22 protein-coding genes are annotated in these 24,862 nt (G+C 61.4%); 3 read left to right on the top strand and 19 right to left on the bottom strand.

All coding sequences use genetic code 11. From position 1 onward, the window contains the following. Window positions 1–37: 37 nt before the first annotated feature. Window positions 38–1,267 (top strand): spore maturation protein, encoded by a 1,230-nt coding sequence (locus HBO05_RS20650; RefSeq protein WP_170057442.1) that lies wholly within the window; start codon window positions 38–40, stop codon window positions 1,265–1,267. Window positions 1,268–1,358: 91 nt separating this feature from the next. On the opposite strand, the gene HBO05_RS20655 is transcribed toward HBO05_RS20650, so the two are convergent. From HBO05_RS20655 to HBO05_RS20745, 19 genes are all read right to left on the bottom strand, one after another. Further along, window positions 1,359–1,976 (bottom strand): ABC-type transport auxiliary lipoprotein family protein, encoded by a 618-nt coding sequence (locus HBO05_RS20655; RefSeq protein WP_172313883.1) that lies wholly within the window; start codon window positions 1,974–1,976, stop codon window positions 1,359–1,361. Continuing rightward, complete coding sequence (locus HBO05_RS20660) at window positions 1,973–2,911, bottom strand: MlaD family protein (RefSeq protein ID WP_170041969.1); 939 nt, start codon at window positions 2,909–2,911, stop codon at window positions 1,973–1,975. Before HBO05_RS20660 ends, HBO05_RS20655 begins: the two co-directional genes overlap by 4 nt. Window position 2,912: 1 nt before the next feature. Then, window positions 2,913–3,716: an ATP-binding cassette domain-containing protein gene (locus tag HBO05_RS20665; RefSeq protein ID WP_172313885.1), complete on the bottom strand. Its 804-nt coding sequence runs from the start codon at window positions 3,714–3,716 to the stop codon at window positions 2,913–2,915. Continuing rightward, window positions 3,713–4,861, bottom strand: a complete 1,149-nt coding sequence (locus tag HBO05_RS20670) for an ABC transporter permease (protein ID WP_169954134.1) — start codon at window positions 4,859–4,861, stop codon at window positions 3,713–3,715. The genes HBO05_RS20665 and HBO05_RS20670 overlap by 4 nt, the downstream gene beginning before the upstream one ends. A 55-nt stretch (window positions 4,862–4,916) precedes the next feature. Beyond that, on the bottom strand, window positions 4,917–5,948 hold the full coding sequence (locus HBO05_RS20675; RefSeq protein WP_170041968.1) for a DUF5924 family protein: 1,032 nt from the start codon (window positions 5,946–5,948) through the stop codon (window positions 4,917–4,919). Between the two features lie 72 nt (window positions 5,949–6,020). Continuing rightward, complete coding sequence (locus tag HBO05_RS20680; protein ID WP_172313887.1) at window positions 6,021–7,403, bottom strand: pitrilysin family protein; 1,383 nt, start codon at window positions 7,401–7,403, stop codon at window positions 6,021–6,023. 146 nt (window positions 7,404–7,549) lie between these two features. Next, complete coding sequence (locus tag HBO05_RS20685) at window positions 7,550–9,208, bottom strand: Na/Pi cotransporter family protein (protein WP_170041966.1); 1,659 nt, start codon at window positions 9,206–9,208, stop codon at window positions 7,550–7,552. A 208-nt stretch (window positions 9,209–9,416) separates the two neighbouring features. Beyond that, a complete protein-coding gene (locus tag HBO05_RS20690; RefSeq protein WP_169954138.1) occupies window positions 9,417–10,184 on the bottom strand; it encodes a TerC family protein in 768 nt (255 codons plus the stop codon). A gap of 65 nt (window positions 10,185–10,249) precedes the next feature. Further along, a complete protein-coding gene (locus tag HBO05_RS20695) occupies window positions 10,250–11,557 on the bottom strand; it encodes a CitMHS family transporter (RefSeq protein ID WP_169954139.1) in 1,308 nt (435 codons plus the stop codon). Between the two features lie 459 nt (window positions 11,558–12,016). Beyond that, a complete protein-coding gene (locus HBO05_RS20700; protein WP_172313889.1) occupies window positions 12,017–13,978 on the bottom strand; it encodes a DUF4105 domain-containing protein in 1,962 nt (653 codons plus the stop codon). Then, entirely contained in the window at window positions 13,975–14,295 is a 321-nt protein-coding gene (locus tag HBO05_RS20705; protein ID WP_029290409.1) for a DUF2388 domain-containing protein, read from the bottom strand. The genes HBO05_RS20700 and HBO05_RS20705 overlap by 4 nt, the downstream gene beginning before the upstream one ends. A gap of 26 nt (window positions 14,296–14,321) precedes the next feature. Next, complete coding sequence (locus tag HBO05_RS20710; RefSeq protein ID WP_169954141.1) at window positions 14,322–14,630, bottom strand: DUF2388 domain-containing protein; 309 nt, start codon at window positions 14,628–14,630, stop codon at window positions 14,322–14,324. A gap of 113 nt (window positions 14,631–14,743) precedes the next feature. Continuing rightward, the gene (locus HBO05_RS20715) at window positions 14,744–15,064 is read right to left on the bottom strand and encodes a DUF2388 domain-containing protein (RefSeq protein ID WP_169954142.1); all 321 of its coding nucleotides are present in this window, start codon (window positions 15,062–15,064) and stop codon (window positions 14,744–14,746) included. A 316-nt stretch (window positions 15,065–15,380) separates the two neighbouring features. Beyond that, a complete protein-coding gene (locus HBO05_RS20720) occupies window positions 15,381–15,596 on the bottom strand; it encodes a DUF1127 domain-containing protein (RefSeq protein WP_007911656.1) in 216 nt (71 codons plus the stop codon). 317 nt (window positions 15,597–15,913) lie between these two features. Then, window positions 15,914–17,407, bottom strand: coding sequence for an acetyl-CoA hydrolase/transferase family protein (locus tag HBO05_RS20725; protein ID WP_170041964.1), 1,494 nt, complete (start codon window positions 17,405–17,407; stop codon window positions 15,914–15,916). 180 nt (window positions 17,408–17,587) lie between these two features. Then, window positions 17,588–19,024, bottom strand: a complete 1,437-nt coding sequence (locus HBO05_RS20730; RefSeq protein ID WP_172313891.1) for an NAD(P)(+) transhydrogenase (Re/Si-specific) subunit beta — start codon at window positions 19,022–19,024, stop codon at window positions 17,588–17,590. Beyond that, window positions 19,024–19,344 carry an NAD(P) transhydrogenase subunit alpha gene (locus HBO05_RS20735; RefSeq protein WP_003233786.1) on the bottom strand — a complete coding sequence of 107 codons (321 nt, stop codon included), beginning with the start codon at window positions 19,342–19,344 and terminating at the stop codon, window positions 19,024–19,026. The genes HBO05_RS20730 and HBO05_RS20735 overlap by 1 nt, the downstream gene beginning before the upstream one ends. 15 nt (window positions 19,345–19,359) lie before the next feature. Next, window positions 19,360–20,481: a Re/Si-specific NAD(P)(+) transhydrogenase subunit alpha gene (locus HBO05_RS20740; RefSeq protein WP_065942441.1), complete on the bottom strand. Its 1,122-nt coding sequence runs from the start codon at window positions 20,479–20,481 to the stop codon at window positions 19,360–19,362. Between the two features lie 449 nt (window positions 20,482–20,930). Then, a complete protein-coding gene (locus HBO05_RS20745; protein ID WP_169954145.1) occupies window positions 20,931–21,830 on the bottom strand; it encodes a LysR family transcriptional regulator in 900 nt (299 codons plus the stop codon). Window positions 21,831–21,987: 157 nt separating this feature from the next. Here HBO05_RS20745 and HBO05_RS20750 point away from each other — a divergent pair, with 157 nt between their 5' ends. Together HBO05_RS20750 and HBO05_RS20755 are read left to right on the top strand one after the other, a co-directional pair. Continuing rightward, on the top strand, window positions 21,988–23,169 hold the full coding sequence (locus tag HBO05_RS20750) for an acyl-CoA dehydrogenase (RefSeq protein ID WP_169954146.1): 1,182 nt from the start codon (window positions 21,988–21,990) through the stop codon (window positions 23,167–23,169). A gap of 13 nt (window positions 23,170–23,182) precedes the next feature. After that, on the top strand, window positions 23,183–24,403 hold the full coding sequence (locus tag HBO05_RS20755; protein ID WP_169954147.1) for a CaiB/BaiF CoA-transferase family protein: 1,221 nt from the start codon (window positions 23,183–23,185) through the stop codon (window positions 24,401–24,403). The last annotated feature ends 459 nt before the right edge of the window (window positions 24,404–24,862 follow it).

A 24,862-nucleotide genomic window follows, 5' to 3' on the forward strand; every position in this document is an offset into this window, starting at 1 on the left:
CGCTATCATTCGCCACATATTTAAAGGGGTGTGACTGATGCTCAATGGCCTGTGGCTTGGCTTCTTTGTCGTGGCGATGGTATCGGCGCTGGTGCAATGGCTGGTGGGCGGTAACGCCGGGATCTTTGCGGCGATGGTGGAGAGTATCTTCGCCATGGCCAAGCTGTCTGTGGAAGTGATGGTGCTGCTGTTCGGCACCTTGACCCTGTGGCTGGGCTTTTTGCGCATCGCCGAGAAGGCCGGGATCGTCGAGTGGCTGGCCAAGGCCCTGGGCCCGCTGTTCTTGCGGCTGATGCCGGAAGTACCGGCCGGTCACCCGGCCATCGGCTTGATCACCCTCAACTTTGCCGCCAACGGCCTGGGCCTGGATAACGCGGCGACGCCGATCGGCCTCAAGGCCATGAAGGCGCTGCAAGAACTCAATCCGATCCCCAACACCGCGACCAACGCGCAGATCCTGTTCCTGGTGCTCAACGCGTCTTCCCTGACGCTGCTGCCGGTGACGATCTTCATGTACCGCGCCCAGCAAGGCGCGCCCGACCCGACCCTGGTGTTCCTGCCGATCCTGCTAGCCACCAGCGCCTCGACCCTGGTGGGCCTGCTGTCGGTGGCGCTGATGCAGCGCCTGCGCCTTTGGGACCCGGTAGTGCTGGCGTACCTGATCCCCGGTGCGCTGGTGCTGGGCGGCTTCATGGCCTTGCTGGCGACGATGTCGGCCACGGCCCTGGCGGGCTTGTCTTCGATCCTCGGCAACCTCACGTTGTTTGGCCTGATCATGCTGTTTTTGCTGATCGGTGCGCTGCGCAAGGTCAAGGTCTATGAAGCGTTTGTCGAAGGCGCCAAAGAGGGCTTTGACGTCGCGAAGAACCTGCTGCCGTACCTGGTGGCGATGCTGTGTGCGGTTGGCGTACTGCGCGCTTCCGGGGCGCTGGAGTTTGGCCTCGAAGGGATTCGCCATCTGGTGGCCTGGACGGGCCTGGACACGCGCTTCGTCGATGCCTTGCCCACGGCGATGGTCAAGCCCTTCTCCGGCAGCGCGGCGCGGGCGATGCTGATCGAGACCATGCAGACCCAGGGTGTGGACAGCTTCCCGGCGCTGGTGGCGGCGACGATCCAGGGCAGTACCGAGACCACCTTCTACGTGCTGGCGGTGTACTTTGGCTCGGTGGGTATCCAGCGGGCGCGGCATGCGGTGGGGTGTGCGTTGCTGGCGGAATTGGCCGGTGTGGTGGCGGCGATTGCGGTTTGCTACTGGTTCTTTGGCTAAGCTTAGATCGCTATCGCAGGCAAGCCAGCTCCCACATTTTGATGTGTGAACACCGTCAAATGTGGGAGCTGGCTTGCCTGCGATGAGGCCCTCAGCGTTTCGGCGCTGTATTGCCCTGCTGCACCACCCAATCCACCACCTGCTTGTTCAACTGATCCCCCGCCAACCCAAACCCGGCCACTACCGCCGGCACCTGGGTATCACTCACCGGCTGGCGCACTTCAAAGCGCTTGGCCGCTACGATCCGCTGGTCACTGCCGCGCACCAATCGCGCATCCAGCCGGATCACCACCTCCACCGCCGCGCCCCGGTACTCGCTCTGGAAGGCCTGCAACTGCCCGCCCAGCTCGAAATCCGCCTGCAGGTTGGTGTCATCGGTGCTCAGGAACGCCACCCGGCCATCACGCTGGAAACCGTCCAGCAGACGGTTGCGCAGCAGCACCGGCGCCGGATCGCTCCAGCGCGACTGGGCGTAGCTGCTGATCAAGTCGCCCTGGGGCACCACGGCAATGCGCGGGCTGTCGAGGAATTCACTGGCCTGCGGCTTGGCCAGGCGCAATGACCAGGTGCCCGCGCTGCCATGGGCAGGTGCTGGCGCCTGGGCCGCCGGCAGCCGGTAGACATTGGACGGATCGGCCTTGGGCAGGATCGAGCAGGCGCTGACCAGGGCCAGGGCTACCGGGAGGATCATTTGGTAAGCACGCTTCATGGCGTGAACTCCTTGTTCTTGTCACTGCCCAGCAGATACCCGCTGGGGTTGGCTTCCAGGCGACGGGTGATGGCGCGCAGGGAGCCGAGGGTATCGCGCAGCTCGCGCACGGCGGGCGCCAGTTCGTTGAGGCCCTGCATGCCGCTGTTCAGGGAGTCCTTGTTGCTGTCCAACAAACTGTTGATGGTGGCGGTGCTTTGCTCCAGGGAGCGCATGGCCCCTTCGGCGCTGCCGAACATCTGTTTGCCCTGGTCGTTGAGCAGCCCGTTGGCGTTGCGCATCAGCGCGGTGGTCTGCTCCAGGGCGCCGCCGGCCTGTTTGCTGACCTGGGCCAATTGCTGCATCACCACCTTGATATCGCCCCGTTGCTCGGCGATGGCCCCGGTGGTCTGCTCCAGGTGCGCCAGGGTGCCGCTCAGGCGGTCGACGTTAGCCGGCGAGAACATGCGGTTGGCGTTGTGCAGCAACAGGTTGATGCTGGTCATCAGGTCGTTGCTGTTGTTCAGCAGCCGGGCAATGGGCGATGGCGAGGCGATGATCTGCGGCAGCTCGCCGTTCTTGCCCTTGAGCTCGGCGCTTTGTGGGGTGCCGCCGCTGAGCTGGATGATCGAGGTGCCGGTGATGCCGGTCAGCGCCAGCTTGGCCTGGGTGTCTTCCTTGATCGGTGTCTGCCCGGCCAGGCGGATGCGCGCCAGTACGCGGCGCGGGTCCTTGGGATCCAGGCGCAGGCTGGTGACATCACCGACCTTGATCCCGCTGTACTGCACCGCGCTGCCCTGGGACAGGCCGCTGACCGCTTCGTTGAAGATCACTTCGTAATCCTGGAACGCGCTGTCGACGCTGGACTTGGCCAGCCACAGGCCGAAGAGCATGGCGCCGACCACGACTATCACGCTGAACAGACCGATCATCACATGATGGGCTCGGGTTTCCATGTCATACCTCGTTGAGCTGTTGAGCGGCATCCAATGCCGCGCGGCCCCGGGGGCCATGAAAGTATTCGTGAATCCAGGCGTCGTTCGTTTGCGAAACAACCTCTATGGCTCCGGCCACCAATACCTTTTTCTGCGCCAGCACCGCCACGCGGTCGGTGATGGTGTAGAGCGTGTCCAGGTCATGGGTGATCAGCAGCACACTCAGGCCCAAGGCATCGCGCAGGGTCAGGATCAGTTGGTCGAATGCCGCTGCACCGATGGGGTCGAGGCCGGCGGTGGGTTCATCGAGAAACAGAATGTCCGGGTCCAGGGCCAGGGCGCGGGCCAGGGCCGCACGCTTGATCATCCCGCCGGAGAGCGACGACGGGTATTTGTCGGCCGCCGACAACGGCAGCCCGGCCAGGGCCAGCTTCACCGCCGCCAGGTGCTCGGCATCGGCGCGGCTGAGGCCTGCGTGTTCGATCAATGGCAGGGCGACGTTCTCCGTGACCGTCAGCGAGGAAAACAGCGCGCCCTTCTGGAACAGCACGCCGAAACGTCGTTCCACCAGGGAGCGCTCCTGCTCCGACAGGCTCGGCAGGTTCTGCCCGAACACCCGCACCTGCCCTTCGCTGGGCTGGCGCAGGCCGATGATGCTGCGCAGCAACACCGACTTGCCGCTGCCCGAGCCGCCGACCAAGGCAAGGATCTCGCCTTTGTACAGGTCCAGGTCGAGGTTTTCATGCACGCTCTGCGGGCCAAAGCGGTTGCACAGGCCACGGACTTCGATCACCGCCTCGCTGGGCGCTCGCTGTAAACGGCTCACCAGCCCATCTCCATAAAGAACAGTGCGGCGACTGCGTCGAGCACGATCACCACGAAAATCGACTGCACCACCGCAGAGGTGGTGTGGGCGCCGACCGACTCGGCGCTGCCGCTGACCTTGAAGCCTTCCAGGCAGCCAATGGCGGCGATCAGGAAGGCAAAGAACGGCGCTTTGACCAGGCCCACCAGCAAATGCTGGACGCCAATGTCCGATTGCAGCAGCGAGAGGAACATCGCCGGCGAGATATCCAGGGCCACGGCGCACACCACGCCGCCGCCGATAATCCCCGAAATCATGGCGAGAAAGGTCAGCATCGGCAGCGCTACCAGCAGCGCGAGGACGCGCGGCAGCACCAGCAACTCCATGGGGTCGAGGCCCATGGTGCGGATGGCGTCGATTTCTTCGTTGGCCTTCATCGAGCCGATCTGTGCGGTGAAGGCGCTGGCGGTGCGGCCGGCCATCAGGATCGCGGTGAGTAGGACACCGAACTCCCGCAGGAAGGAAAACGCCACGAGGTCCACGGTAAAAATACTCGCGCCGAAACTTTCCAGCACCGTGGCGCCGAGAAACGCGACCACGGCGCCCACCAAAAAGGTCAGCAAGGCGACGATGGGTGCGGCATCGAGCCCGGTCTGTTCGATATGCGCCACCATCGGCGTCAGGCGCCAGCGCTTGGGCCGGAACACGCCGCGGGCAAAGGTTGCGAGGATCAGGCCGATAAAGCCCAGCAGGGTCATGGCGTCTTGCCAGACCGTATCCACCGCGCGGCCGATGCGGGCCAACAGCTGGATGCCGGCGCTTTCCTGCGGCTCTTTGACCGGCACACAGAAATCATTCAGGGAGCGGTAGACGGTCTTGAGCAGTGCGCGGTCGGCGGCGGGCAGACGGCAGTCGGTTTGTTCGGCGGAGTGTTCGATGCGCTCCGGGCCCAGCAGCTCTACCAGCAGCGAGGCGCCGGCGGTGTCGAGCGCACCCAGGCCGTTGAGGTCGACGCGGGTGCTGGCGTCGTACTGGCCGTCGAGGCTTGTCGACAACTTCTTCAGGGCGCTGTAATGGGCCAGCGTCCAGTCCCCGGTGACCCGTAGTTGGGGCGGCTGGGTGGATGCGTCCAGGTGGGCATTGCCTGCCGTTGTGCTACTGGTCATAAGCTCCGAGCTTGTTTGGCTATTCCACAATTGCTATGTAATAGCACGATCCGTCCTACTTTGGCGTGTCCGTTTGCGCTGTGTCAGTGACTTTAAAGCGCAACACGCCGATCACCTGGCCGTCTTCGGTCAGCACCCGTACTTGCCAGCGGCCCACGGCATTCGCCGGGAAGTTCTGCTTGTGGGTCCAGGCCCGGTAGCCTTCCTTGCGCCCGCCGTGGATATCCAGGGCGATGCGGTCGACTTCTTTGCCGTTGAACTGCCATACATGGTAGATGCGCTCGTCCAGCCCGCGCGGTGCGTTGATCGCGGTGTAGGCGTACAGGCCGCTGCTGCGCAGTTGGCTGGCGCTGACTTCCTTGAGGTCATCGCCGGGGGTGCGGTCCTGCAATTGGGTACTGATCGCCACTTCGGTCATCCACAGCGTGGCCGGCGGTACCCAACTGCGCAGGAACCAGCCTGCGCAACCAATCACCGCCGTCACGCCCAGCAGCATCAGCCAACCCTTGACGCTGCGCAGCGGCAGGCTCACGGCCAAGCTGGGGATCGACAGGGCCATCGCCACCCCCAGCGCCAGTTTGTAACTCTCGGCGGTGGTCAGGTGCAGGATGATCGGCAGCGCGGTGAGCAAGGCGGCAAACAGGGTCAGGGTGTGCAGCGCCAGAAACAGCGAGCGCTTGGGCGCCAGCCATTTGTAGTACAGCGGGTCGGTGATCGAGACGAGCGCGGCGGCGCCCAGCAAACCGGTGAAAATCGCCTGGCTGCTGTTCCAGGTGGTGGTGACGAAAAAGAACGGCAGGACAAAGAACAGGCTTTCCTGGTGGATCATCTGTGTGGCGTAGCGCAGCAGCGGTTCGGGGATTTCCCGCTTGAAGACCTTGCTGAACAGCTGGGTGAAGCTGTTTTCGAGCATCAGCCACAGCCAGCTCACCAGCATGATGATCGCGATCCAGCTGGCCATGCCTTGCTGGCGGTCCACCAGGATAAAGCTGCCCACCCCCGAGATAAAACCGCCGAGTGCGATCACCCCTGGGTAGCGCTTCATCAGTTCGAGGATGCGCTGTATGAAATGGGTCAGGTATGGCATTCGGCGGTTCGCAGTCTTTGTAGGAAAAAATCCCAGACAGAATAACGTCTTAGCCCGTTGATAGGCGTGTCATTACACAATTGCTTTGCGATAACGGCGCAGCCCGATCAGCCCAATGGCGATCAGCCCCAGCATGCCTGCGGCGCCCCAGCCCAGGGCGTCGTAACTGAGCAGCGGCTTTTCAATGCGCCAGTAGCCTTGTTGGTTGAACAGCTGGCGCATGGCCTGGTTGGTTTGCGTCAGGCTCACGGCCTTGATGCGCTTGGCCGGGTCGCTGAAGCGCCCGTCGGCGTAGTCGGCCAAGGCGCTCCAATAGTAGTCGGCCAGCGCGCTATTGCCTTGCACGGCCCAGGCCTGGCGGTCGATGGCGGCTTGTTGCAGGCGGCGAAAGGTGGCCGGGTCGAGGCCATCCTCAAGCAGCCTGGCCTTGAGGTTCTCTAGGACGTGTTCGGCCTCGGGCAGGCTCTCGCGGTCGAGGTCGGCATTCAGGCTCATGAAACCCACGCCGCCCAGCACTTCGCGCTCGCTCCAGGGGCCGTAGGACAGGCCATGCTGCAGGCGCAACTGGCGATACAACGCCCAATCCAGGTAATCCTTGAGCAGGTCGTAGGTGGCATCGTGCTGGTCGTCCAGCATCGGCTCGGGGAACAGCCAGTGCAGCTTGGCGCCATCGCCGACCCAGCCCCGGATCAGGTCACGATGGATCGCTGCGGCGCCAAGGGTTTGCGGCAAGGCCCGGTGTTCGCTGGGGTCCACCGGTTCGAGCTGGCCATAGGTGCGTTCCAGGTAGGCCGGTAGCAGTTTATCGAGGTCGCCGACGATGATCAGGGTCATGTTGTTGGGGGCGTACCAGTCCTGGCGTACCTTTTCCAACTGGGCGCGGGTCAGGTGCTCGACCTCGGCGCGCTCGGCGCATTTGAGGCCCAGCTCCACCGCCAGTTGATTGCTGGCGTTGTGCCCCAAGTCCTGGCGATCCAGCAGGCGTTGCAGGTGCGAATAGTGGCCACCGTCTTCGCGCTCGACCACTTGCTTGGCGGCGTTGATCGCCGCGTCGCTCAGTTCGGTACGGGTCAGGATCGCCTTCAGCAGGTCCAGCACCTTGCGCTGGTTACGTGCCGGGGCCTCGATGACGAAGGTGGTGTCGGCATTGCTGGTGTAGGCGTTCCACTCCCCGCCCAGGGCCTGCATCTGTTCTTCCAGCACACCTTCGCCGCCGCCATCGATGCCGCTGAACAGCAGGTGTTCGAGCAGGTGCGGCAGTTCCTTGTCGGCGCAGCTGAAGTCGTCCAGGCCTACGCCGACCACCAGGCGGATCGCCACGTGCCCGCGCTCGGTGCCCGGCTTGAGCAACAATTGCAGGCCGTTGGGCAGCATATAGCCTTCGACCTGCAAGCGATCAAAGGCAAAGGCGTGGGCCGAGCCTATGAGCAGGCAGGCGAATAACAGGCGACGCATAACGGGGTTCCTGGCGGGTGATGACAGTGGGAGCAGCCAGTGTGTCAGGCACGTATTCGTCTGCTGACACACCGCTATCGCGGGCAAGCCCGCTCCCACATTGGTTGGGCGGTGTTTTTAACTGACTCCCCGGGCGTGCGGTTCGTTCAGGGCGAATGGGTGATGTCGGCAATATTGTCCGTGGCCAGCGCGCCGGTCTCGGAGGTTTCCAACACTACATAAGCACTGCTGCAAAACAACGAGTTCAGGCGTTTCATGTCGGCAATCAGCTCCAGGTGCAGGGAACTGGTCTCGATGCTTTGCACGATCTTGCGTTGCAGGCGGCTGACATGGGCGTGGGCCAGGCGCCGTTCCTGGGCGCGGAAGCGGCGCTTCTCGCGCAGCAATTGGCGGGCGCTTTCCGGGTCGGCGCTGAGGAACACCGACAGGCCCAGGCGCAGGTTGGCGATCAACTGGCTGTGCAGGCCGGCCAGTTCTTCCAGCCCGACTTCGGAAAACGAGCGGCGCTGGGAGGTTTTCTGCTGCTGGACCTTGCGCAGCATGCGCTCGATCAAGTCGCCGGCCAGCTTCAGGTTGATCGACAGCTCGATGATCTCGGCCCAGCGCCGGCTGTCGTGCTCACTCAGGTCTTCCCGGGGCATTTGCGCCAAGTACAGTTTGATCGCGCTGTAGAGCGCTTCGACATCATCGCTGAGGCTGCGCATTTCCTGGGTGATGGCGGTTTGTTTGCCGCGCAGCACTTCCAGCATGGCGGTCAGCATGTTGTCGATCAGGTCGCCCAGGCGCAGGGTCTCCCGCGCCGCGTTGGCCAGGGCCAGGCTTGGGGTGGTCAGCGCCGTGGGGTCAAGATGGCGGGGTTTGGCCAGGCCATTGGCCTCCGGGCGCTCCGGCAGCAGCCAGGCACACAGGCGCGCCATGGGGCCGATGGTGGGCAGCAGGATCAGGCAGCGGGTGACGTTGTAGAGCAGGTGAAAGGTGATGACCATGCCCTGGGCGCTGTAGTCCAGGGTGTCCATCCACAGCACCAGCGGGTCAAGGACGGGGATGATCAGCAGCAGGCCAATCAGCTTGTACAGCAGGCTGCCCAGGGCCACCTGGCGCCCGGCGGCGTTTTGCATGCTGGTGCTGAGGAAGGCCAGTACGCCGCTGCCGATATTGGCGCCGATCACCAGGCCAATGGCCACATGCAGGCCAATCACCCCAGCGCCGGCCAGGGTTGCGGTCAGCAGCACGGCGGCCAGGCTGGAGTAGGAAATCATCGCAAACAACGCGCCCACCAAGGCATCGAGCAGGATGTCGCCGGTCAGCGAGGCGAACAGCACCTTGACGCCCTGGGCCTGGGTAATCGGCCCGGCGGCTTCGACGATCAGTTGCAGGGCGAGAATGATCAGGCCCAGGCCGATCCCCACCCGGCCCATCTGCCCGGCGCGCGTCTGTTTGCGCGACAGGAAGAAGATCACCCCGAGAAAAATCAGCAGCGGCGACAGCCATGACAGATCCAGGGTCAGCACCCGCGCCATCAGCGCCGTACCGACATCGGCGCCGAGCATTGTCGCCAGGGCGGGCGTGAGGCCCATCAGGCCCTGGCCGACAAACGAGGTCACCAGCATCGCCGTGGCGTTGCTGCTCTGCACCATGGCGGTCACCAGGATCCCGGCAATGAACGCCAGCCAGCGCCTGGCCATGTTCTGCCCGATGACCTGGCGCAGGTTGGAACCGTAGACCCGCAGGATGCCGGTACGGACGATATGCGTGCCCCAGATCAACAGGGTCACCGCAGAAAGAAGATTGAGCAGGGTCAGCATGCTCGGCCCCCTGTATTGAGTCGTGCTCCAATGGAGCAAAAAGTGCCGCGTGCCGTTTTGTATTGTGTACTTAAGCTGTAGTTGGCGAACGGCCTGTGCGCCAGCATCGCATAGCTAAAGTCGGCATTGAAACAAAACTGTCATGAAATCAGCTTTTTGCGGGCGAAAAAAAGGGGCCCGCAAGGGCCCCCATTTTGCTCATCTCGGGTTATTGACCCGGAATGTCCTTGCGCAGTTTCACTGGATCCTGCTGCTTTTTCTTCTTCGCGATGGCGGTACGCATCTTGATGTTGATGGCCTCGACCGCGAGGGAGAACGCCATGGCGAAGTACACGTAGCCTTTTGGCACATGCACATCGAAGGATTCGGCGATCAACACGGTACCCACGATCAACAGGAACGACAGCGCGAGCATTTTCAGCGACGGGTGCTTGTCGATGAACTCACTGATGGTGCCGGCGGCCAGCATCATCACCAGTACGGCAACGACGATCGCGGCGACCATGACCGGAACGTGGGAAACCATGCCCACGGCGGTAATCACCGAGTCCAGGGAGAACACGATATCGATGATCGCGATCTGGATGATGGTGTAGATGAACTTGCCACCCTTGCCTTTCGGCTCTTCGTGGGTTTCGTCTTCACCTTCCAGGGCGTGGTACATCTCCTGGGAGCTTTTCCATAGCAGGAACAGGCCACCGAAGAACAGGATCAGGTCACGACCGGAAATACCCTGGCCCAATACCACGAACAGGTCGGCGGTCAGTTGCATCACCCAGGTGATCGACAGCAGCAGCAGGATCCGCGTGACCATGGCCAGGGCCAGGCCGAAGATCCGGGTGCGCGCCTGCATATGCTTGGGCATGCGGCTGACCAGGATCGAAATCATGATGATGTTATCGATGCCCAGGACGATCTCGAGTGCCGTCAAGGTGAAGAAGGCAATCCAGATCTCCGGATTGGTCAGCCATTCCATATGTGTTCCTTTGTGCGAGTGTTAGACCGCGCCGGCAGTAGGGCCGGCGCTGTGGGTTGTTACGATTATAGAGTGCTGAACAGCGGGAATGTGCCCAACAACAATGCGGCGATCATTATGCACAGGCATACCAATACTGCCCACTTCAGGGTGAAGCGCTGGTGGTCGCCAAATTCGATACCGGCCAGGGCTACCAGCAGGTAAGTCGAAGGTACCAGCGGGCTGAGCAAGTGTACCGGTTGGCCAACAATCGAGGCGCGGCCCATTTCTGCGGCGGTGATGCCGTAGTGGCTGGCGGCTTCGGCCAGCACCGGCAGTACGCCGTAGTAGAACGCATCGTTAGACATGAAGAACGTGAACGGCATGCTCACCAGCGCGGTGATCACCGCCAGGTACGGGCCCAGGGCTTCCGGGATGACCGCCAGCAGGCTCTTGGACATGGCATCGACCATGCCGGTGCCCGACAGGATCCCGGTGAAGATACCGGCGGCGAAAATCAGGCCAACCACTGCCAGCACGCTGCCCGAGTGGGCCGCAACGCGGTCTTTCTGCTGTTGCAGGCACGGGTAGTTGACGATCATCGCGATACTGAAGGCCACCATGAACAGCACCGGCAGCGGGAGCAGGCCTGCAATCAGGGTGCACATCAGGACCAGGGTCAGGGCGCCGTTGAACCAGATCAGTTTCGGGCGACGGGCATCCGGGAACTGCGAGACGCTGATTTCGCTATGGTCGATTTCATCGCCTTGCAGGTGCAACACGCCCAGGCGAGCGCGTTCACGCAGGCCGTACATATAGGCAATCACCAGGATGGCCACTACGCCGGCGGCCATGGCCGGGATCATCGGTACAAAGATGTCCGAGGGATCCACGTGCAGCGCACTGGCGGCGCGGGCGGTCGGGCCGCCCCAGGGCGTCATGTTCATCACGCCGCCGGCGAGGATGATCAGGCCGGCCATGATCCGTGGGCTCATGCCAATGCGATTGTACAAAGGCAGCATGGCGGCCACGCAGATCATATAGGTAGTGGCGCCGTCACCGTCCAGGGACACCACCAGCGCCAGCACGGCCGTACCGACCGAGACTTTCAGCGGGTCGCCCTTGACCAGCTTGAGGATTTTGCGCACGGCCGGGTCGAACAGGCCGGAGTCGATCATCAAGGCAAAGTAGAGGATGGCAAACATCAGCATCACGCCGGTGGGCGCCAGCTTGGTGATGCCTTCGAGCATCATCGGGCCGATCTTCGGCGCAAAGCCACCGAACAGCGCGAACAGGATCGGCACGATGATCAGGGCGATCAGCGCCGACAGGCGCTTGGTCATGATCAGGAACATGAACGTGATGACCATGGCAAAGCCAAGGAAAGTCAGCATAGGAATACTCCAGGCGTAGCGCGGCTAGGGAATGGCGAACCGGGTGGGGTCAGCGCAGAACGAAAAGCGCGAGGCGTACGGGGGGAGTGGGGAAAAACAGGCGGGTACGAGCGGACATCAGAATCACCATTGTTGTTGTTAATTGGGCCCCTGGGCATAAAAACGCTCAGGTTGGCCAACCGGTCTATTGCCGGTAGTGAGGGCGATCCTAATCGCGAAAGCTTTCAGCCAGCTTTCGCTGGGTAAACAGGTGATGAACAGATGTTTCGTAGGATTGGTCTGGTTTTGATGTCTGTAAGGGCGCTATCGCGGGCAAGCCCTAATACCCGTCAGTTAAGCGCAGATCCCTGTGGGAGCGGGCTTGCTCGCGAAAGCAGTGGGTCAGTCAACCTCAATGTTTGCTGGGCCGACGTCTTCGCGGCGATGCGGCGATCCGACAAGCCCGCGATGCTTCTGATCTTAAGGCAGTTGCAGGCCGCCGGCCGCCTTGTGCAAGGCCCGCAGATGCTCGCCCACCTGCTTGAGATTGGCCTCGCAGGCGGCAATCTCCGCAGCCCGCGAAGGCTCCAGCAGCGCCCTCACCTCTTTATCCAGGTCGCCGGTCAACGATTGCAGCTGCTTCTGGCGCGATGCGCTTTCCGACTCCAGGCGCTGCCATTCCTTGGGCTGGGGCAATCCATAACCGCTGCTGCCGAGCAGCTCCGCCGGGCGGCTGAGGAAGCCGCTGTTGGCGAGGATCTGCTGCAACGTCGCATCGGCCTTGGCCATGCCGCCGTTCTTCAGCTCGCGGGCACCGAGGTAGCGTTGCTTGACCTCGTCCTGGGCGAGCATCAGTTGTTTGCGAAAGCTCGCCTGTTCCAGCAGCAGCAAAGCGGCGCTGGTGCGCAGGTCAGCCTGGTCGAACCAGGTCCTGCGTTGCTCGGCGCTCAAGGCCAGCCAGTCTTCGACCTGGGTCTGGGGGATCGGCAGGTGTTTTTTCAGCACCTCGAACATCGCCTGGTAGCGCTCGCGGAAGGAGTCGAAGTGATAACCCAGGCGCAAGGCTTCGCGGCGGTCATCCAGCACACTGGTGTCGGCCAGCCCGCGGGCCTTGAGCACTTCGAGCAAACCGTTGGGGGTGATGTTGTCCAGGGTGGTCAGTTGCGGGTTGGCGCTGCCGCTGCGCAGCAGTTTCAGGCCTTCGACCGCGCAGTTGTTGGAGAGGAAGTAGTAATTGCCGTCGTAGCTCCAGTGCATTTCGGCGGCGTGTTCGACGGTGTCGTTGATCTCTTGGCGCGTGAGGATCAAGGGCACGGACGCCAGGCCACGCAGTTCGGTCTTGGTGTACTCGTCGATGACCTGGGCCAGGGGCAGGACAAACAGGCGTGAAGGGTACTTGCCCACCAGCCCGTCCCAGCTCGATAGCTGCACGTCGCCCACGAATGCGCGGTAGGACAACACCAGGTGCTGGTCCAGGTCCAGGCGGCAATCCGGGCCACGGGGGCGGCCCGGCGCGCAGATCACCAGGCGCAGCATGCTGTGGCCCCAGCGGCTCACCAGGTTCTGGTTGGCTTCGGCCAGCAGATAGTCGATGGCGTACACGCGCTCGGGATCGACCTGGCCCAGGGGCGTCTTGGCAAAGTCGTTGCCGGCGTTGAGGAAGGCGAAGGTGTTGGCGCACGCGTCCTTGGCGGGCGGGGCCCAGCCGAAGTGTTGCTGGTAGTAACGGTACAGCGCGGGCCGGCGGCAGGCGTAGCTCGGGTCGAGGAGGAAGTACTCCATGTTGACCGCGACGAACTCCTTGGGGTTGGTGATTTCGTACAGGTCCGGACTGCGCGCCACTTGCCGGTTGTGTTGCTCGCGCTCGCCACGGCGGCCGACGTATTGCGGCCAGCCGGCCAGGTCGAGCAAGCGCGGGTCGTCGCTGAGGGTGAAGCGCCGGTCATTCTGGCCACGGCATTGATCGGGCAGGCCGATCAGGCCGGTGATGTTGTTCTGGCGGCTGCAGCGTTGGATCAACGAGCGCTGGTCCTTGGGCCACAGGCGCGCGCGGTCGTAGATGTGGGTCAGTTCATGCAAGACGGTGGCGAGCAGCTCCCGGCGCACGGTGCCGTGGGGTCGCTGGGTCTGCTGGGTGGCGGCGGTACCGTCGGTGAGGCTGGCCAGTAGCCTGCGGTTGAGGTCCAGTTCGGACACCAGCGACGCCTGGCCATAGGCGTTGGCGGGCATGTCGTCGGTCCAGCCAACGTCGATGCGCCGGTCCAGTTGCTTGATGAAGCGCGGCGGCAGCGCCTGCATCGCTTCATCAAGCAATGCCTGGCTGGCCTGCTGCTGGGCTGGGCTCAAGCCGTCGGTCTTGAGCCGTAGTTGCAGGCTGGCCTGGGCGGCGTTGCCGGCCAGCAGCACCGTCGCAGCCAATAGCCAGGCGGTGAGGCGCCTCACAATGCGAGGATGGCTTCGGCGAGGACCTGGTCGCTGGCGTCGCGGGCTTCGGGCACGCGAGTTCGCAGGGTGTCGAAGGCGGCTTCCAGTTGCGCGCCACGGATATCGCCATTGCTGGCGACAAAGCTGGCGGCGTCATCGTGGGCTGCACGCACGACTTTGGAGTCACGGATGGAGGTGGTGGTGTCCGAGGTGAAATCAATGGTGCGGCCAAAGGCACGAACAATGATGTTACTGGTGGCCACGAGGGTTTGTGCCTGGGCGATATCTGCCAGCAAGAACAGGCCGAGAGCAGCTGCGATCAACGGGCGACGCATGGAATGACTCCAAAGGGTAAAGATGATTATTGGACGAGAATTGCCTGGGCCAGTTCAAGGTCACTGGACTTAAGTTTTGGCTGGGTGCGACGCAGGTAATCCAGTGCACTTTCCAGCCGGGCGCCCCGCCATTGGCCGTCAGTGGCAATAAACGCAGCAGCGTCATCCTGGGCTGCCAGTATCAATTTACGATCGAACGGCGCCGAGGTCACTTTGCTGGTGGCATAGGCGCTGGCGACGAGGCCTTGTGTGGACAGATCAAAGGCCTGGACCGGCCCGGCCCCGCACACGGCAAGCACCGTGGGAACAATCAACAAGCGGTATGAAAAAGCCATGGGACTCGACAACTGAAAACGAGCGCCAAGGCTAGCGTAATGCCCGGGCGAGAGCCAGCGCGGGTACTTCTATGCAGGAGCCGGCAAGTCGGCTCCTGCAAAACAGGCCTGGCTCAGATGGCCAGGATTGCCTGGGCCAGTTGCACATCAGTAGCGGCATTGAGTTGTGGCGCCTGTTGGCGGATCTGCGCCAGGGCGCTTTCCAGCTTCACGCCACGGATCACGCCTTCGCTGGCGACGAAGCTGGCAGCATCGTCACGGGCAGCGCGCACGACTTTGTTGTCGCGCAGCGAGGATGTGGCATCGGAGCTGGCGTCGGAAGTGGCTTTGAGAGCGCCCACAATCGAGTCGGTGGTCACGATCAGGCTGGTGGCGCTGGCATTGGCGGCGACGGCAAGCAGGGCTGCAGCGCTCAGCAAACGAAGACGGGACATGGGGGTGACTCCTGTGTATGAGACGAACTAATGACGCGATAGTAGCTGGCGCCTATCTGTTCGGGTAGTGCGCAGTTGGAAGTGGTGGCTCACGGAGGTTATTTGACCGGTACAAATCAGCCAATGCGTAATTGTACTGGTTAATTGTTATGTTTTTTAAACTGTACCTGTCCAGGCATCGAGGATGGCTTCTACGCTATTTTTTCGTACTCCCAGAAACAACAAAACCCGCCGCCGGTTACCCGGGGCGGGCTTTGCTACAACAATTTGGGGTGCTGGCGGTGGACCCGGTAGGTCAGGGCCAGCGGGCGCTAAATCAGCGCCAGAACGGCTTGCTCAGCTCTTCGTAGCGTTGAGCTTCGCTGATCCCGGCATCGGCCAGCAGACGCGAATCCAAACGAGCCAGTTGATGGCGGCTGGAGATGCGGCGCTGCCACAACATCAGGTTGGCGATAACGCGCAGAGGCAGGGAAGCCTGGGTGTTGACAGCTTTATCTTCGAAGAACAGTTCGGAACTGAGTGTACGTTCCATGATGACATCCTTCCGCTTGTGGCGGGATTAGGTAGTGGTTTAACTGATGCCAATGATCCTCCTCCGGCGCAAGACTCTCTAGATACAGTTCACCTGTATTGTGAGGGGCCAGTTAACTGTTTATAGCGGCTGTACTGTACGGAAATGGGGCAACTGTACCTGTCAGCACTTATTTGGTGCGTTTTAGGCGTTTTGGAAGGGATTTGTAGGTTTTTGCGGTAGGAAATGACCGGTACAGCAGTACAGTTTTTTCAAAAGTACCGCGCTCAGTTCCGGGTGAATGCAACTGTGCTTGCACCCACCCGGGTCTGTATTGATCAGCCTTTGAGCATGTGCCCGGTTTCTTCCAGGTTGATGTGCCAGCTCAAGGCTTCGCGCAGGATGTGCGGGGTGTGCCCGCCGATGGCGCAGGCGGCGGTGTAGTAGTTGTTGAGGGCGTCACGGTAGTCCGGGTGCACGCAGTTATCGATGATCACCCGTGCCCGCTCCCGTGGCGCCAGGCCGCGCAGGTCGGCCAGGCCGATCTCGGTCACGAGGATGTCGACGTCATGCTCGGTATGGTCGACATGGCTGACCATCGGCACCACGCTGGAAATCGCCCCGCCCTTGGCAATGGACTTGGTGACAAAGATCGCCAGGTGCGCGTTGCGGGCGAAATCTCCCGAGCCGCCAATGCCGTTCATCATCCGCGTACCACACACGTGGGTGGAGTTGACGTTGCCGTAGATATCGAACTCCAGCGCGGTGTTGATGCCGATGATGCCCAGGCGGCGCACCACTTCCGGGTGGTTGGAGATTTCCTGCGGGCGCAGCACCAGCTTGTCTTTGTAGCGCTCCAGGTTGCCGAACACGTCGGCATTGCGCCGCTCTGACAAGGTAATCGAACTGCCGGAGGCAAAGCTCAGCTTGCCGGCGTCGATCAGGTCGAAGGTCGAGTCCTGGAGGACTTCGGAGTACATGGTCAGGTCTTCGAACGGCGACTCGATCAACCCGCACATCACCGCGTTGGCGATATTACCGATGCCGGCTTGCAACGGGCCGAGCTTGTTGGTCATGCGTCCGGCATCCACTTCCTGCTTGAGGAAGTTGATCAGGTGATTGGCGATCCCCTGGGTGTCGCTGTCGGGCGGGGTCACTGTGGAGGCGGAGTCGGCCTGGTTGGTGATGACGATGGCGACGATCTTCTCGGGCGGGATCGGGATCGCGGTGCTGCCGATGCGATCATCCACCTTGACCAGTGGGATCGGGGTGCGGGTCGGGCGGTAGGTCGGGATATAGATGTCGTGCAGGCCTTCCAGATTCGGGTTGTGCGCCAGGTTGATCTCGATGATCACCTGCTTGGCAAAAATCGCGAAGCTGGCCGAGTTGCCCACGGAGGTGGTGGGCACGATGTGGCCTTGCTCGGTGATGGCCACAGCTTCAATCACCGCGATGTCCGGCAGCTTGAGCTGATTGTTGCGCAGCTGTTCGACGGTTTCCGATAGATGCTGGTCGATAAACATCACTTCGCCGGCATTGATCGCCTTGCGCAGGGTGCTGTCGACTTGGAATGGCATGCGGCGCGACAGCACGCCGGCTTCGGTCAGTTGCTTGTCCAGGTCGTTGCCCAGGCTGGCGCCGGTCATCAGGGTGATTTTCAGGGGCGAGGTCTTGGCACGTTCGGCCAGGGCGTGGGGCACGGCCTTGGCTTCACCGGCGCGGGTAAAGCCGCTCATGCCGACGGTCATGCCGTCCTCGATCAGGGCGGCAGCATCGGCGGCGCTCATGACCTTGTTCAACAGCGAAGGCAAGCGGATACGATCACGGTACATGGATTGTTATCTCGGGCAACGGAGGCAAGGTGGGCAGTCTAGTGATTTCAAAGGCGTTCGTCCCGCTACCATGGTCGAATGCCAGGTGGCGATTTAGAGCCTTTGGTCGGGTTTTTCCCGTTAATAAAAAACCCCAGCCTACGGGAGGCCGGGGTTTTGGGTATTGCGCTGGAGCAGTGTTTATTCGACGGCCTTGACCATGTCTTCGATGACCTTCTTCGCGTCGCCGAAGACCATCATGGTCTTGTCCAGGTAGAACAATTCGTTATCCAGGCCGGCGTAACCGCTGGCCATCGAGCGCTTGTTGACGATGATCGTCTTGGCCTTGAAGGCTTCGAGAATCGGCATGCCGGCGATCGGCGATTTCGGATCGTTCTTGGCGGCCGGGTTGACCACGTCGTTGGCTCCCAGCACCAGCACCACGTCGGCCTGGCCGAACTCGGAGTTGATGTCTTCCATCTCGAACACCTGGTCGTAAGGCACCTCGGCCTCGGCCAGCAGCACGTTCATGTGGCCAGGCATGCGGCCGGCGACCGGGTGGATCGCGTATTTCACGGTGACGCCGCGATGGGTCAGCTTCTCGGTCAGCTCTTTAAGGGCGTGTTGCGCCCGCGCGACCGCCAGGCCATAGCCTGGGACGATGATCACGGTGTCGGCGTTGGTCAGCAGGAAAGTGGCGTCGTCGGCCGAACCGGACTTCACCGGGCGCGCTTCTTTCGAACCGGCCGGCCCTGCCGCATCCGGCGTATTGCCGAAACCGCCGAGCAGCACGTTGAAGAACGAGCGGTTCATCGCCTTGCACATGATGTACGAGAGGATCGCACCGCTCGAACCCACCAGGGAGCCGGCAATGATCAGCATCGAGTTGTTCAGCGAGAAGCCGATGCCCGCCGCAGCCCAGCCGGAGTAGCTGTTGAGCATCGAGACAACCACCGGCATGTCGGCGCCGCCAATCGGGATGATGATCAGCACGCCCAGCACGAAGGCCAGGGCCAGCATCAGGGCGAAGGCACTGAGGTTACCGGTGAACATAAACACCAGGCCCAGGCCCAGGGTGGCCAGGCCCAGCACCAGGTTCAACTTGTGCTGGCCGCCAAACTGTACCGGTGCGCCCTGGAACAGGCGGAACTTGTACTTGCCCGACAGCTTGCCGAAGGCAATGACCGAACCGGAGAAGGTAATGGCACCAATGGCTGCGCCGAGGAACAGCTCCAGGCGGTTGCCCGCAGGAATCGCGTCACCCAGTTGCTTGACGATCCCCAGGGATTGCGGCTCGACCACCGCCGCGATGGCGATAAACACCGCCGCCAGGCCGATCATGCTGTGCATGAAGGCGACCAGTTCGGGCATCTTGGTCATTTCTACGCGCTTGGCCATGATCGAGCCGGCGGTGCCGCCGACCAGCAGGCCGACAATCACGTAGCCGATGCCGGCAGTGGCCAGCTCTGCACCGAGCTTATAGATGAGGCCCACGGTGGTGAGTACCGCCAGCGCCATGCCGAGCATGCCGAACAGGTTGCCGCGTCGGGACGTGGTGGGGTGCGACAGGCCCTTGAGGGCCTGGATGAAGCAGATCGACGCGATCAGGTAGAGCGTCGTCACGAGGTTCATGCTCATTACTTCTGCACCTCTTCTTTAGCCTTGGGCGCTTTCTTCTTGAACATCTCAAGCATCCTACGGGTAACCAGGAAACCGCCGAACACGTTGACGGCAGCCAGGGCTACGGCCAGGGTGCCCATGGTCTTGCCCAGCGGGGTCACGGTGAGTGCGGCGGCGAGCATGGCGCCAACGATCACAATCGCCGAAATTGCGTTGGTCACGGCCATCAGCGGCGTGTGCAGCGCGGGGGTGACGTTCCAGACCACGTGGTAACCGACATAAATCGCCAGCACGAAGATGATCAGGTTGTAGATACCGGGGGAGATAAGCTCTTCCATCGTCTGAATCCCTGCTTAGGCGTTTTTGCGGATGACTTGGCCGTCGCGGCACATCAGGCACGCGGCGACGATGTCGTCTTCGAGGTTGATTTCAAACTGCCCTTCCTTGGTGAAGACCAGCTTCAGGAAGTCCAGCAGGTTGCGCGCATACAGGGCCGAAGCATCGGCAGCGACCGCGCCGGCTAGGTTGGTCGGGCCACAGATGGTCACGCCGTTTTCCACCACCACCTGGTCGGCGACGGTCAGTGGGCAGTTGCCACCCTGGGCGGCGGCCAGGTCGATCACTACGGAGCCTGGCTTCATCTGGGCGACGGTTTCGGCGCTCAGCAGCGTCGGGGCCTTGCGACCCGGAATCAGGGCGGTGGTGATGACGATATCGGCTTGCTTGGCGCGCTCATGCACGGCCAGGGCCTGGCGCTGCATCCAACTGGTGGGCATGGGGCGGGCGTAGCCGCCGACACCGACGGCGCATTCGCGCTCTTCATCGGTCTCGTAGGGCACGTCGACGAACTTGGCACCGAGGGACTCGATCTGCTCCTTCACGGCCGGGCGTACGTCGGACGCTTCGATGACGGCACCCAGGCGTTTCGCCGTAGCGATGGCTTGCAGGCCGGCAACACCGGCGCCGAGGATCAGCACGCGAGCGGCTTTCACCGTACCGGCGGCGGTCATCAGCATTGGCATGAAGCGCGGGTAGTGATGGGCCGCCAGCAACACTGCCTTGTAGCCGGCAATGTTGGCCTGGGACGACAGCACATCCAGGCTCTGCGCACGGGAGGTACGCGGCGCGGCCTCCAGGGCGAAGGCAGTGATGCCATGTTCGGCCAGTTGGGTGATGGTTTCGTTGCTGAACGGATTGAGCATGCCCACCAACACGGTGCCGCTTTTAATCAGCGTCAGCTCACTGTCGCTGGGGGCGACCACCTTGAGAATCAGCTCGGCGCCAAACGCATCGCTGGCACTGCCAATGGTTGCGCCTGCCGTTTCATAGGCACTGTCGACGACGCTGGCTTTGATACCTGCACCGCTTTGTACAGTGACCTTATGGCCCTGGCCGATCAGCTTCTTGATGGTTTCCGGGGTTGCAGCAACCCGCGTTTCACCGGTCTGGGTTTCGAGAGGAACACCAATGTGCACGTCAAATCTCCTGCATGATCTTTTTGCTTTTGATTTTTGTAAAAAGGCCAGTGCACCGCGAGTGGCGCAACTGGGGCGGCCGATCAGCACGACCCCGCTGAAATGACAGCAGGGCGCGGCATTTTGCAGGCGAACTTTACGGCCTTCAAGGGATTATGACGGGTGACGAAAAATTAACTACAAGTCACCCTGTGACTGATTGTCGCAATGTGCCGGAATAACCTCTTGGAATACAGGTGTTTAAAGGGTTATCGCGGGAAAAGTCGATTTACCCAATTGTCGACATGAATAACCGATCATTGCCCCCGAATACCCGCTGTAGGGCTTGCAGCTATTGGCTTGCAGAGGGTTTTACGGTCGAACGGTACAGTCTGTCAAAAGGCGACATATACGTATATCTGTAGGTCTCAAAATTACCTGACTACAAGGTCAATAACTTGCCTGGGCCTCTAGAATTGATGGCTGTAGCGCTGTGCCTGATCAATCAGCCAGTCTCGAAAGGCGTGCAGTGATGCAGATTCGACCTTTCTTTCGGGAATCATCAGGTAATAGGCTTTGCTGCTGGTCAGCGCCTGCGGGTTGGCAATCACCAGTTGTTTCTCGCTCAGTTCCCGCTGAATAAGGAACGGTGGGATCAAGGCAATCCCCATGTCATGCATGGCCGCCTGGGACAGCATGGAGAATAGCTCGTAGCGCGGGCCTGTCATGTCCCGGGGGATATTCAGTTGTTGGGCGTTGAACCACTGGCGCCAGGCGTAGGGTCGCGTGGTTTGCTGCAGCAGTGGCAGTTCGGCGATTTCCTCTGCGCGAAAGTGCGTGCGGTTTTGCAGCAAGCGCGGGCTGCAGACGGGGACTGGATTTTCGCCCATCAGCCGATGAGATTCGGTGCCCGACCAGTCGGCATCGCCGAAATACACAGCGGCATCGAACTCGGTATCGGCAAACAGGAACGGGCGGGTGCGGTTGGTCAGGTTCACTGTGACTTCGGGGTGTTGCTGCTGGAAATCCTTCAGGCGCGGGATCAGCCACTGCGTGCCGAACGTGGGCACTACCGCCAGCTCAATCACATTGGCGCCCTGCTGGCCCATCACTGACAGGGTGTCACGCTCCACGGCATCCAATTGCGTCGCCACTCGCCGGCTATAGGAAAGCCCGGCTTCGGTGAGCTTTACCCCGCGTCGCGAGCGCCGAAACAGCTCGACACTCAAAAACTCCTCAAGGCTGGCGATCTGTCGGCAGATCGCGCCCTGGGTGATGGAAAGTTCTTGCGCGGCCTTGGTGAAGCTTTCGTGGCGGGCTGCTGCTTCAAAGCTGACCAGGGCCGTGGTGCTGGGGATCTTTCTGCGCATGTACCGTACTCTCACTAATAAAAGGCTGTTGCGCCTTTCTCAATCGTTACGGAGTGAGAAATTAGCACAAGGCTATGCAAAAACCTCGTTTGCCCTCCTCGCCTACCCGGCCTAGGCTGCATGCACGACTTTTGATTTACTTCGCGAGGACTCACTCATGGGCGGTAAGGCAAGCTTCAACTGGATCGATCCACTGCTGCTGGATCAACAGCTCACTGAAGAAGAGCGCATGGTGCGCGACAGTGCCGAGCAATTTGCCCAGGACAAGCTGGCGCCGCGTGTGCTTGAAGCCTTCCGTCATGAAAAGACCGACCCTGCGATTTTCCGTGAAATGGGCGAGACCGGCCTGCTCGGCGCCATGATTCCTGAGCAGTACGGTGGCAGTGGCTTGAACTATGTCAGCTACGGCTTGATTGCCCGGGAAGTGGAGCGTGTCGATTCCGGCTATCGCTCGATGATGAGCGTGCAGTCTTCACTGGTGATGGTGCCGATCAATGAGTTCGGCACTGAAGCGCAAAAGCAGAAGTACCTGCCCAAGCTGGCCTCGGGTGAGTGGATTGGTTGCTTTGGCCTGACCGAGCCCAACCATGGTTCGGACCCGGGCGCGATGATTACCCGCGCACGCAAGGTGGATGGCGGCTACAGCCTTACCGGCAGCAAGATGTGGATCACCAACAGCCCGATTGCCGATGTGTTTGTGATCTGGGGCAAGGACGACGCCGGCGACATCCGTGGTTTTGTCCTGGAGAAGGGCTGGAAAGGCCTGAGTGCGCCGGCGATTCACGGCAAGGTCGGCCTGCGTGCGTCTATCACCGGTGAAATCGTCATGGACAACGTCTTCGTTCCTGAAGAAAACATCTTTCCCGATGTGCGTGGCTTGAAAGGCCCTTTCACCTGCTTGAACTCGGCCCGCTACGGCATTTCATGGGGGGCCTTGGGGGCTGCGGAGTTCTGCTGGCACACGGCGCGCCAGTACACCCTGGATCGCCAACAGTTCGGGCGCCCACTGGCTGCCACGCAGTTGATCCAGAAAAAACTCGCTGATATGCAGACCGAGATCACCCTCGCCTTGCAAGGCTGTCTGCGCCTGGGGCGGATGAAGGATGAGGGAACGGCCGCCGTGGAGATCACTTCGATCATGAAGCGCAACTCCTGCGGCAAGTCCCTGGATATCGCCCGCATGGCTCGCGACATGCTCGGTGGCAATGGCATCTCCGATGAGTTCGGGATTGCCCGGCACCTGGTCAACCTGGAAGTGGTGAATACCTACGAAGGCACGCATGACGTCCATGCGCTCATCCTCGGGCGCGCCCAGACCGGTATCCAGGCGTTCTATTAATAGGAGTGTGACCATGGGCGCGCTATCGCATCTGCGGGTGCTGGATTTGTCACGGGTGCTGGCGGGGCCTTGGGCCGGGCAGATTCTTGCTGATCTCGGCGCTGAGGTGATCAAGGTCGAACGACCTGGCAGTGGTGACGATACCCGCGCCTGGGGCCCGCCCTTCCTCAAGGATGCCTATGGTGAAAACACCAGTGAGGCGTCCTACTACTTATCGGCCAATCGTAATAAGGAGTCGGTGACTATCGACTTCACGCGGCCGGAGGGGCAGAAGCTGGTCCGGGACCTGGCGGCGAAGTCGGATATCTTGATCGAGAACTTCAAGGTGGGCGGCTTGGCGGCGTATGGCCTGGACTATGAGTCGCTCAAGGAGCTCAATCCGCAGCTGATCTATTGCTCTATCACGGGTTTTGGCCAGACTGGGCCGTATGCGGCGCGCGCTGGCTATGACTTCATGATTCAGGGCCTGGGCGGTTTGATGAGCCTGACGGGGCGTCCCGAGGGTGATGAGGGCGAAGGCCCGGTCAAGGTAGGTGTAGCCCTGACCGATATTTTGACCGGACTTTACTCAGCCGTGGCGATTCTGGCGGCCATGGCGCACCGCGACCATGATGGCGGCGGCCAGCATATTGATATGGCGTTGCTGGATGTTCAGGTTGCCTGCCTGGCCAACCAGGCGATGAATTACCTGACGACGGGGGTAGCGCCCAAGCGGCTGGGTAATGCGCATCCGAATATCGTGCCGTATCAGGACTTTCCCACGGCAGATGGCGATTTCATCCTGACCGTGGGTAATGACGGCCAGTTCCGCAAGTTTGCCCAGGTCGCCGGGCAGCCGCAGTGGGCTGATGATCCACGGTTTGCTACTAATAAGCTGCGGGTGGCCAATCGGGCGGTGCTCATTCCATTGATTCGCCAGGCAACGGTGTTCAAGACCACGGCCGAGTGGGTGGCCCAGCTGGAGCAGGTGGGTGTGCCGTGTGGGCCGATCAATGACCTGGCGCAGGTGTTTGCCGATCCGCAGGTGCAGGCGCGTGGGTTGGCTATAGAGTTGCCGCACCCGTTGGCGGGCAAGGTGCCGCAGGTGGGGAGTCCTATTCGGCTGTCCAAGACGCCCGTGGAGTATCGCAGTGCACCGCCGCTCCTGGGCGAGCATACGGCTCAAGTACTCAGCCAGGTGTTGGGGTTGGGAGCGGCTCATGTGGCGGCTTTAAAGGCGGCGGGAGTTATATGAGGTGTGTCTTCTATATAGAAGGGGTTCTGCATGGCAGGAGTTGGTTGTTTTTTAATCGATCGTAACTAATTGATAGAAAAGCAAAATCAAGGGTTGACGGCAGATTCTGGAAGTCTATAATTCGCCCCACTTCCGGCGCAGTCGAAACGGAAAACTCCTTGGAAAACAAAGAGTTATGTAGTTTTCGGCAGCAGGTTGCTTCAGTTCATCGAAGCCAAAAGGAAGCTGCAAAAGAGGTGTTGACAGCAGCGTGTAACGCTGTAGAATTCGCCTCCCGCTGACGAGAGATCGAAAGCGCAAGTGGTTGAAGTTGTTGAGGAAAACCTCGAAAGCTTCTGAAAATAATCACTTGACAGCAAATGAGGCTGCTGTAGAATGCGCGCCTCGGTTGAGACGAAAGATCTTAACCAACCGCTCTTTAACAACTGAATCAAGCAATTCGTGTGGGTGCTTGTGGAG

It is taken from the genome of Pseudomonas sp. WS 5079, from assembly GCF_012985465.1.
In the GTDB taxonomy this organism is placed as follows: Bacteria; Pseudomonadota; Gammaproteobacteria; order Pseudomonadales; family Pseudomonadaceae; genus Aquipseudomonas.

Coding starts and splice junctions, on each gene's coding strand:
- HBO05_RS20650 (WP_170057442.1), top strand. CDS start 38: ATGCTCAATGGCCTGTGGCTTGGCTTCTTTGTCGTGGCGATGGTATCG.
- HBO05_RS20655 (WP_172313883.1), bottom strand. CDS start 1,976: ATGAAGCGTGCTTACCAAATGATCCTCCCGGTAGCCCTGGCCCTGGTC.
- HBO05_RS20660 (WP_170041969.1), bottom strand. CDS start 2,911: ATGGAAACCCGAGCCCATCATGTGATGATCGGTCTGTTCAGCGTGATA.
- HBO05_RS20670 (WP_169954134.1), bottom strand. CDS start 4,861: ATGACCAGTAGCACAACGGCAGGCAATGCCCACCTGGACGCATCCACC.
- HBO05_RS20675 (WP_170041968.1), bottom strand. CDS start 5,948: ATGCCATACCTGACCCATTTCATACAGCGCATCCTCGAACTGATGAAG.
- HBO05_RS20680 (WP_172313887.1), bottom strand. CDS start 7,403: ATGCGTCGCCTGTTATTCGCCTGCCTGCTCATAGGCTCGGCCCACGCC.
- HBO05_RS20685 (WP_170041966.1), bottom strand. CDS start 9,208: ATGCTGACCCTGCTCAATCTTCTTTCTGCGGTGACCCTGTTGATCTGG.
- HBO05_RS20690 (WP_169954138.1), bottom strand. CDS start 10,184: ATGGAATGGCTGACCAATCCGGAGATCTGGATTGCCTTCTTCACCTTG.
- HBO05_RS20695 (WP_169954139.1), bottom strand. CDS start 11,557: ATGCTGACTTTCCTTGGCTTTGCCATGGTCATCACGTTCATGTTCCTG.
- HBO05_RS20705 (WP_029290409.1), bottom strand. CDS start 14,295: ATGCGTCGCCCGTTGATCGCAGCTGCTCTCGGCCTGTTCTTGCTGGCA.
- HBO05_RS20710 (WP_169954141.1), bottom strand. CDS start 14,630: ATGGCTTTTTCATACCGCTTGTTGATTGTTCCCACGGTGCTTGCCGTG.
- HBO05_RS20715 (WP_169954142.1), bottom strand. CDS start 15,064: ATGTCCCGTCTTCGTTTGCTGAGCGCTGCAGCCCTGCTTGCCGTCGCC.
- HBO05_RS20720 (WP_007911656.1), bottom strand. CDS start 15,596: ATGGAACGTACACTCAGTTCCGAACTGTTCTTCGAAGATAAAGCTGTC.
- HBO05_RS20725 (WP_170041964.1), bottom strand. CDS start 17,407: ATGTACCGTGATCGTATCCGCTTGCCTTCGCTGTTGAACAAGGTCATG.
- HBO05_RS20730 (WP_172313891.1), bottom strand. CDS start 19,024: ATGAGCATGAACCTCGTGACGACGCTCTACCTGATCGCGTCGATCTGC.
- HBO05_RS20735 (WP_003233786.1), bottom strand. CDS start 19,344: ATGGAAGAGCTTATCTCCCCCGGTATCTACAACCTGATCATCTTCGTG.
- HBO05_RS20745 (WP_169954145.1), bottom strand. CDS start 21,830: ATGCGCAGAAAGATCCCCAGCACCACGGCCCTGGTCAGCTTTGAAGCA.
- HBO05_RS20750 (WP_169954146.1), top strand. CDS start 21,988: ATGGGCGGTAAGGCAAGCTTCAACTGGATCGATCCACTGCTGCTGGAT.
- HBO05_RS20755 (WP_169954147.1), top strand. CDS start 23,183: ATGGGCGCGCTATCGCATCTGCGGGTGCTGGATTTGTCACGGGTGCTG.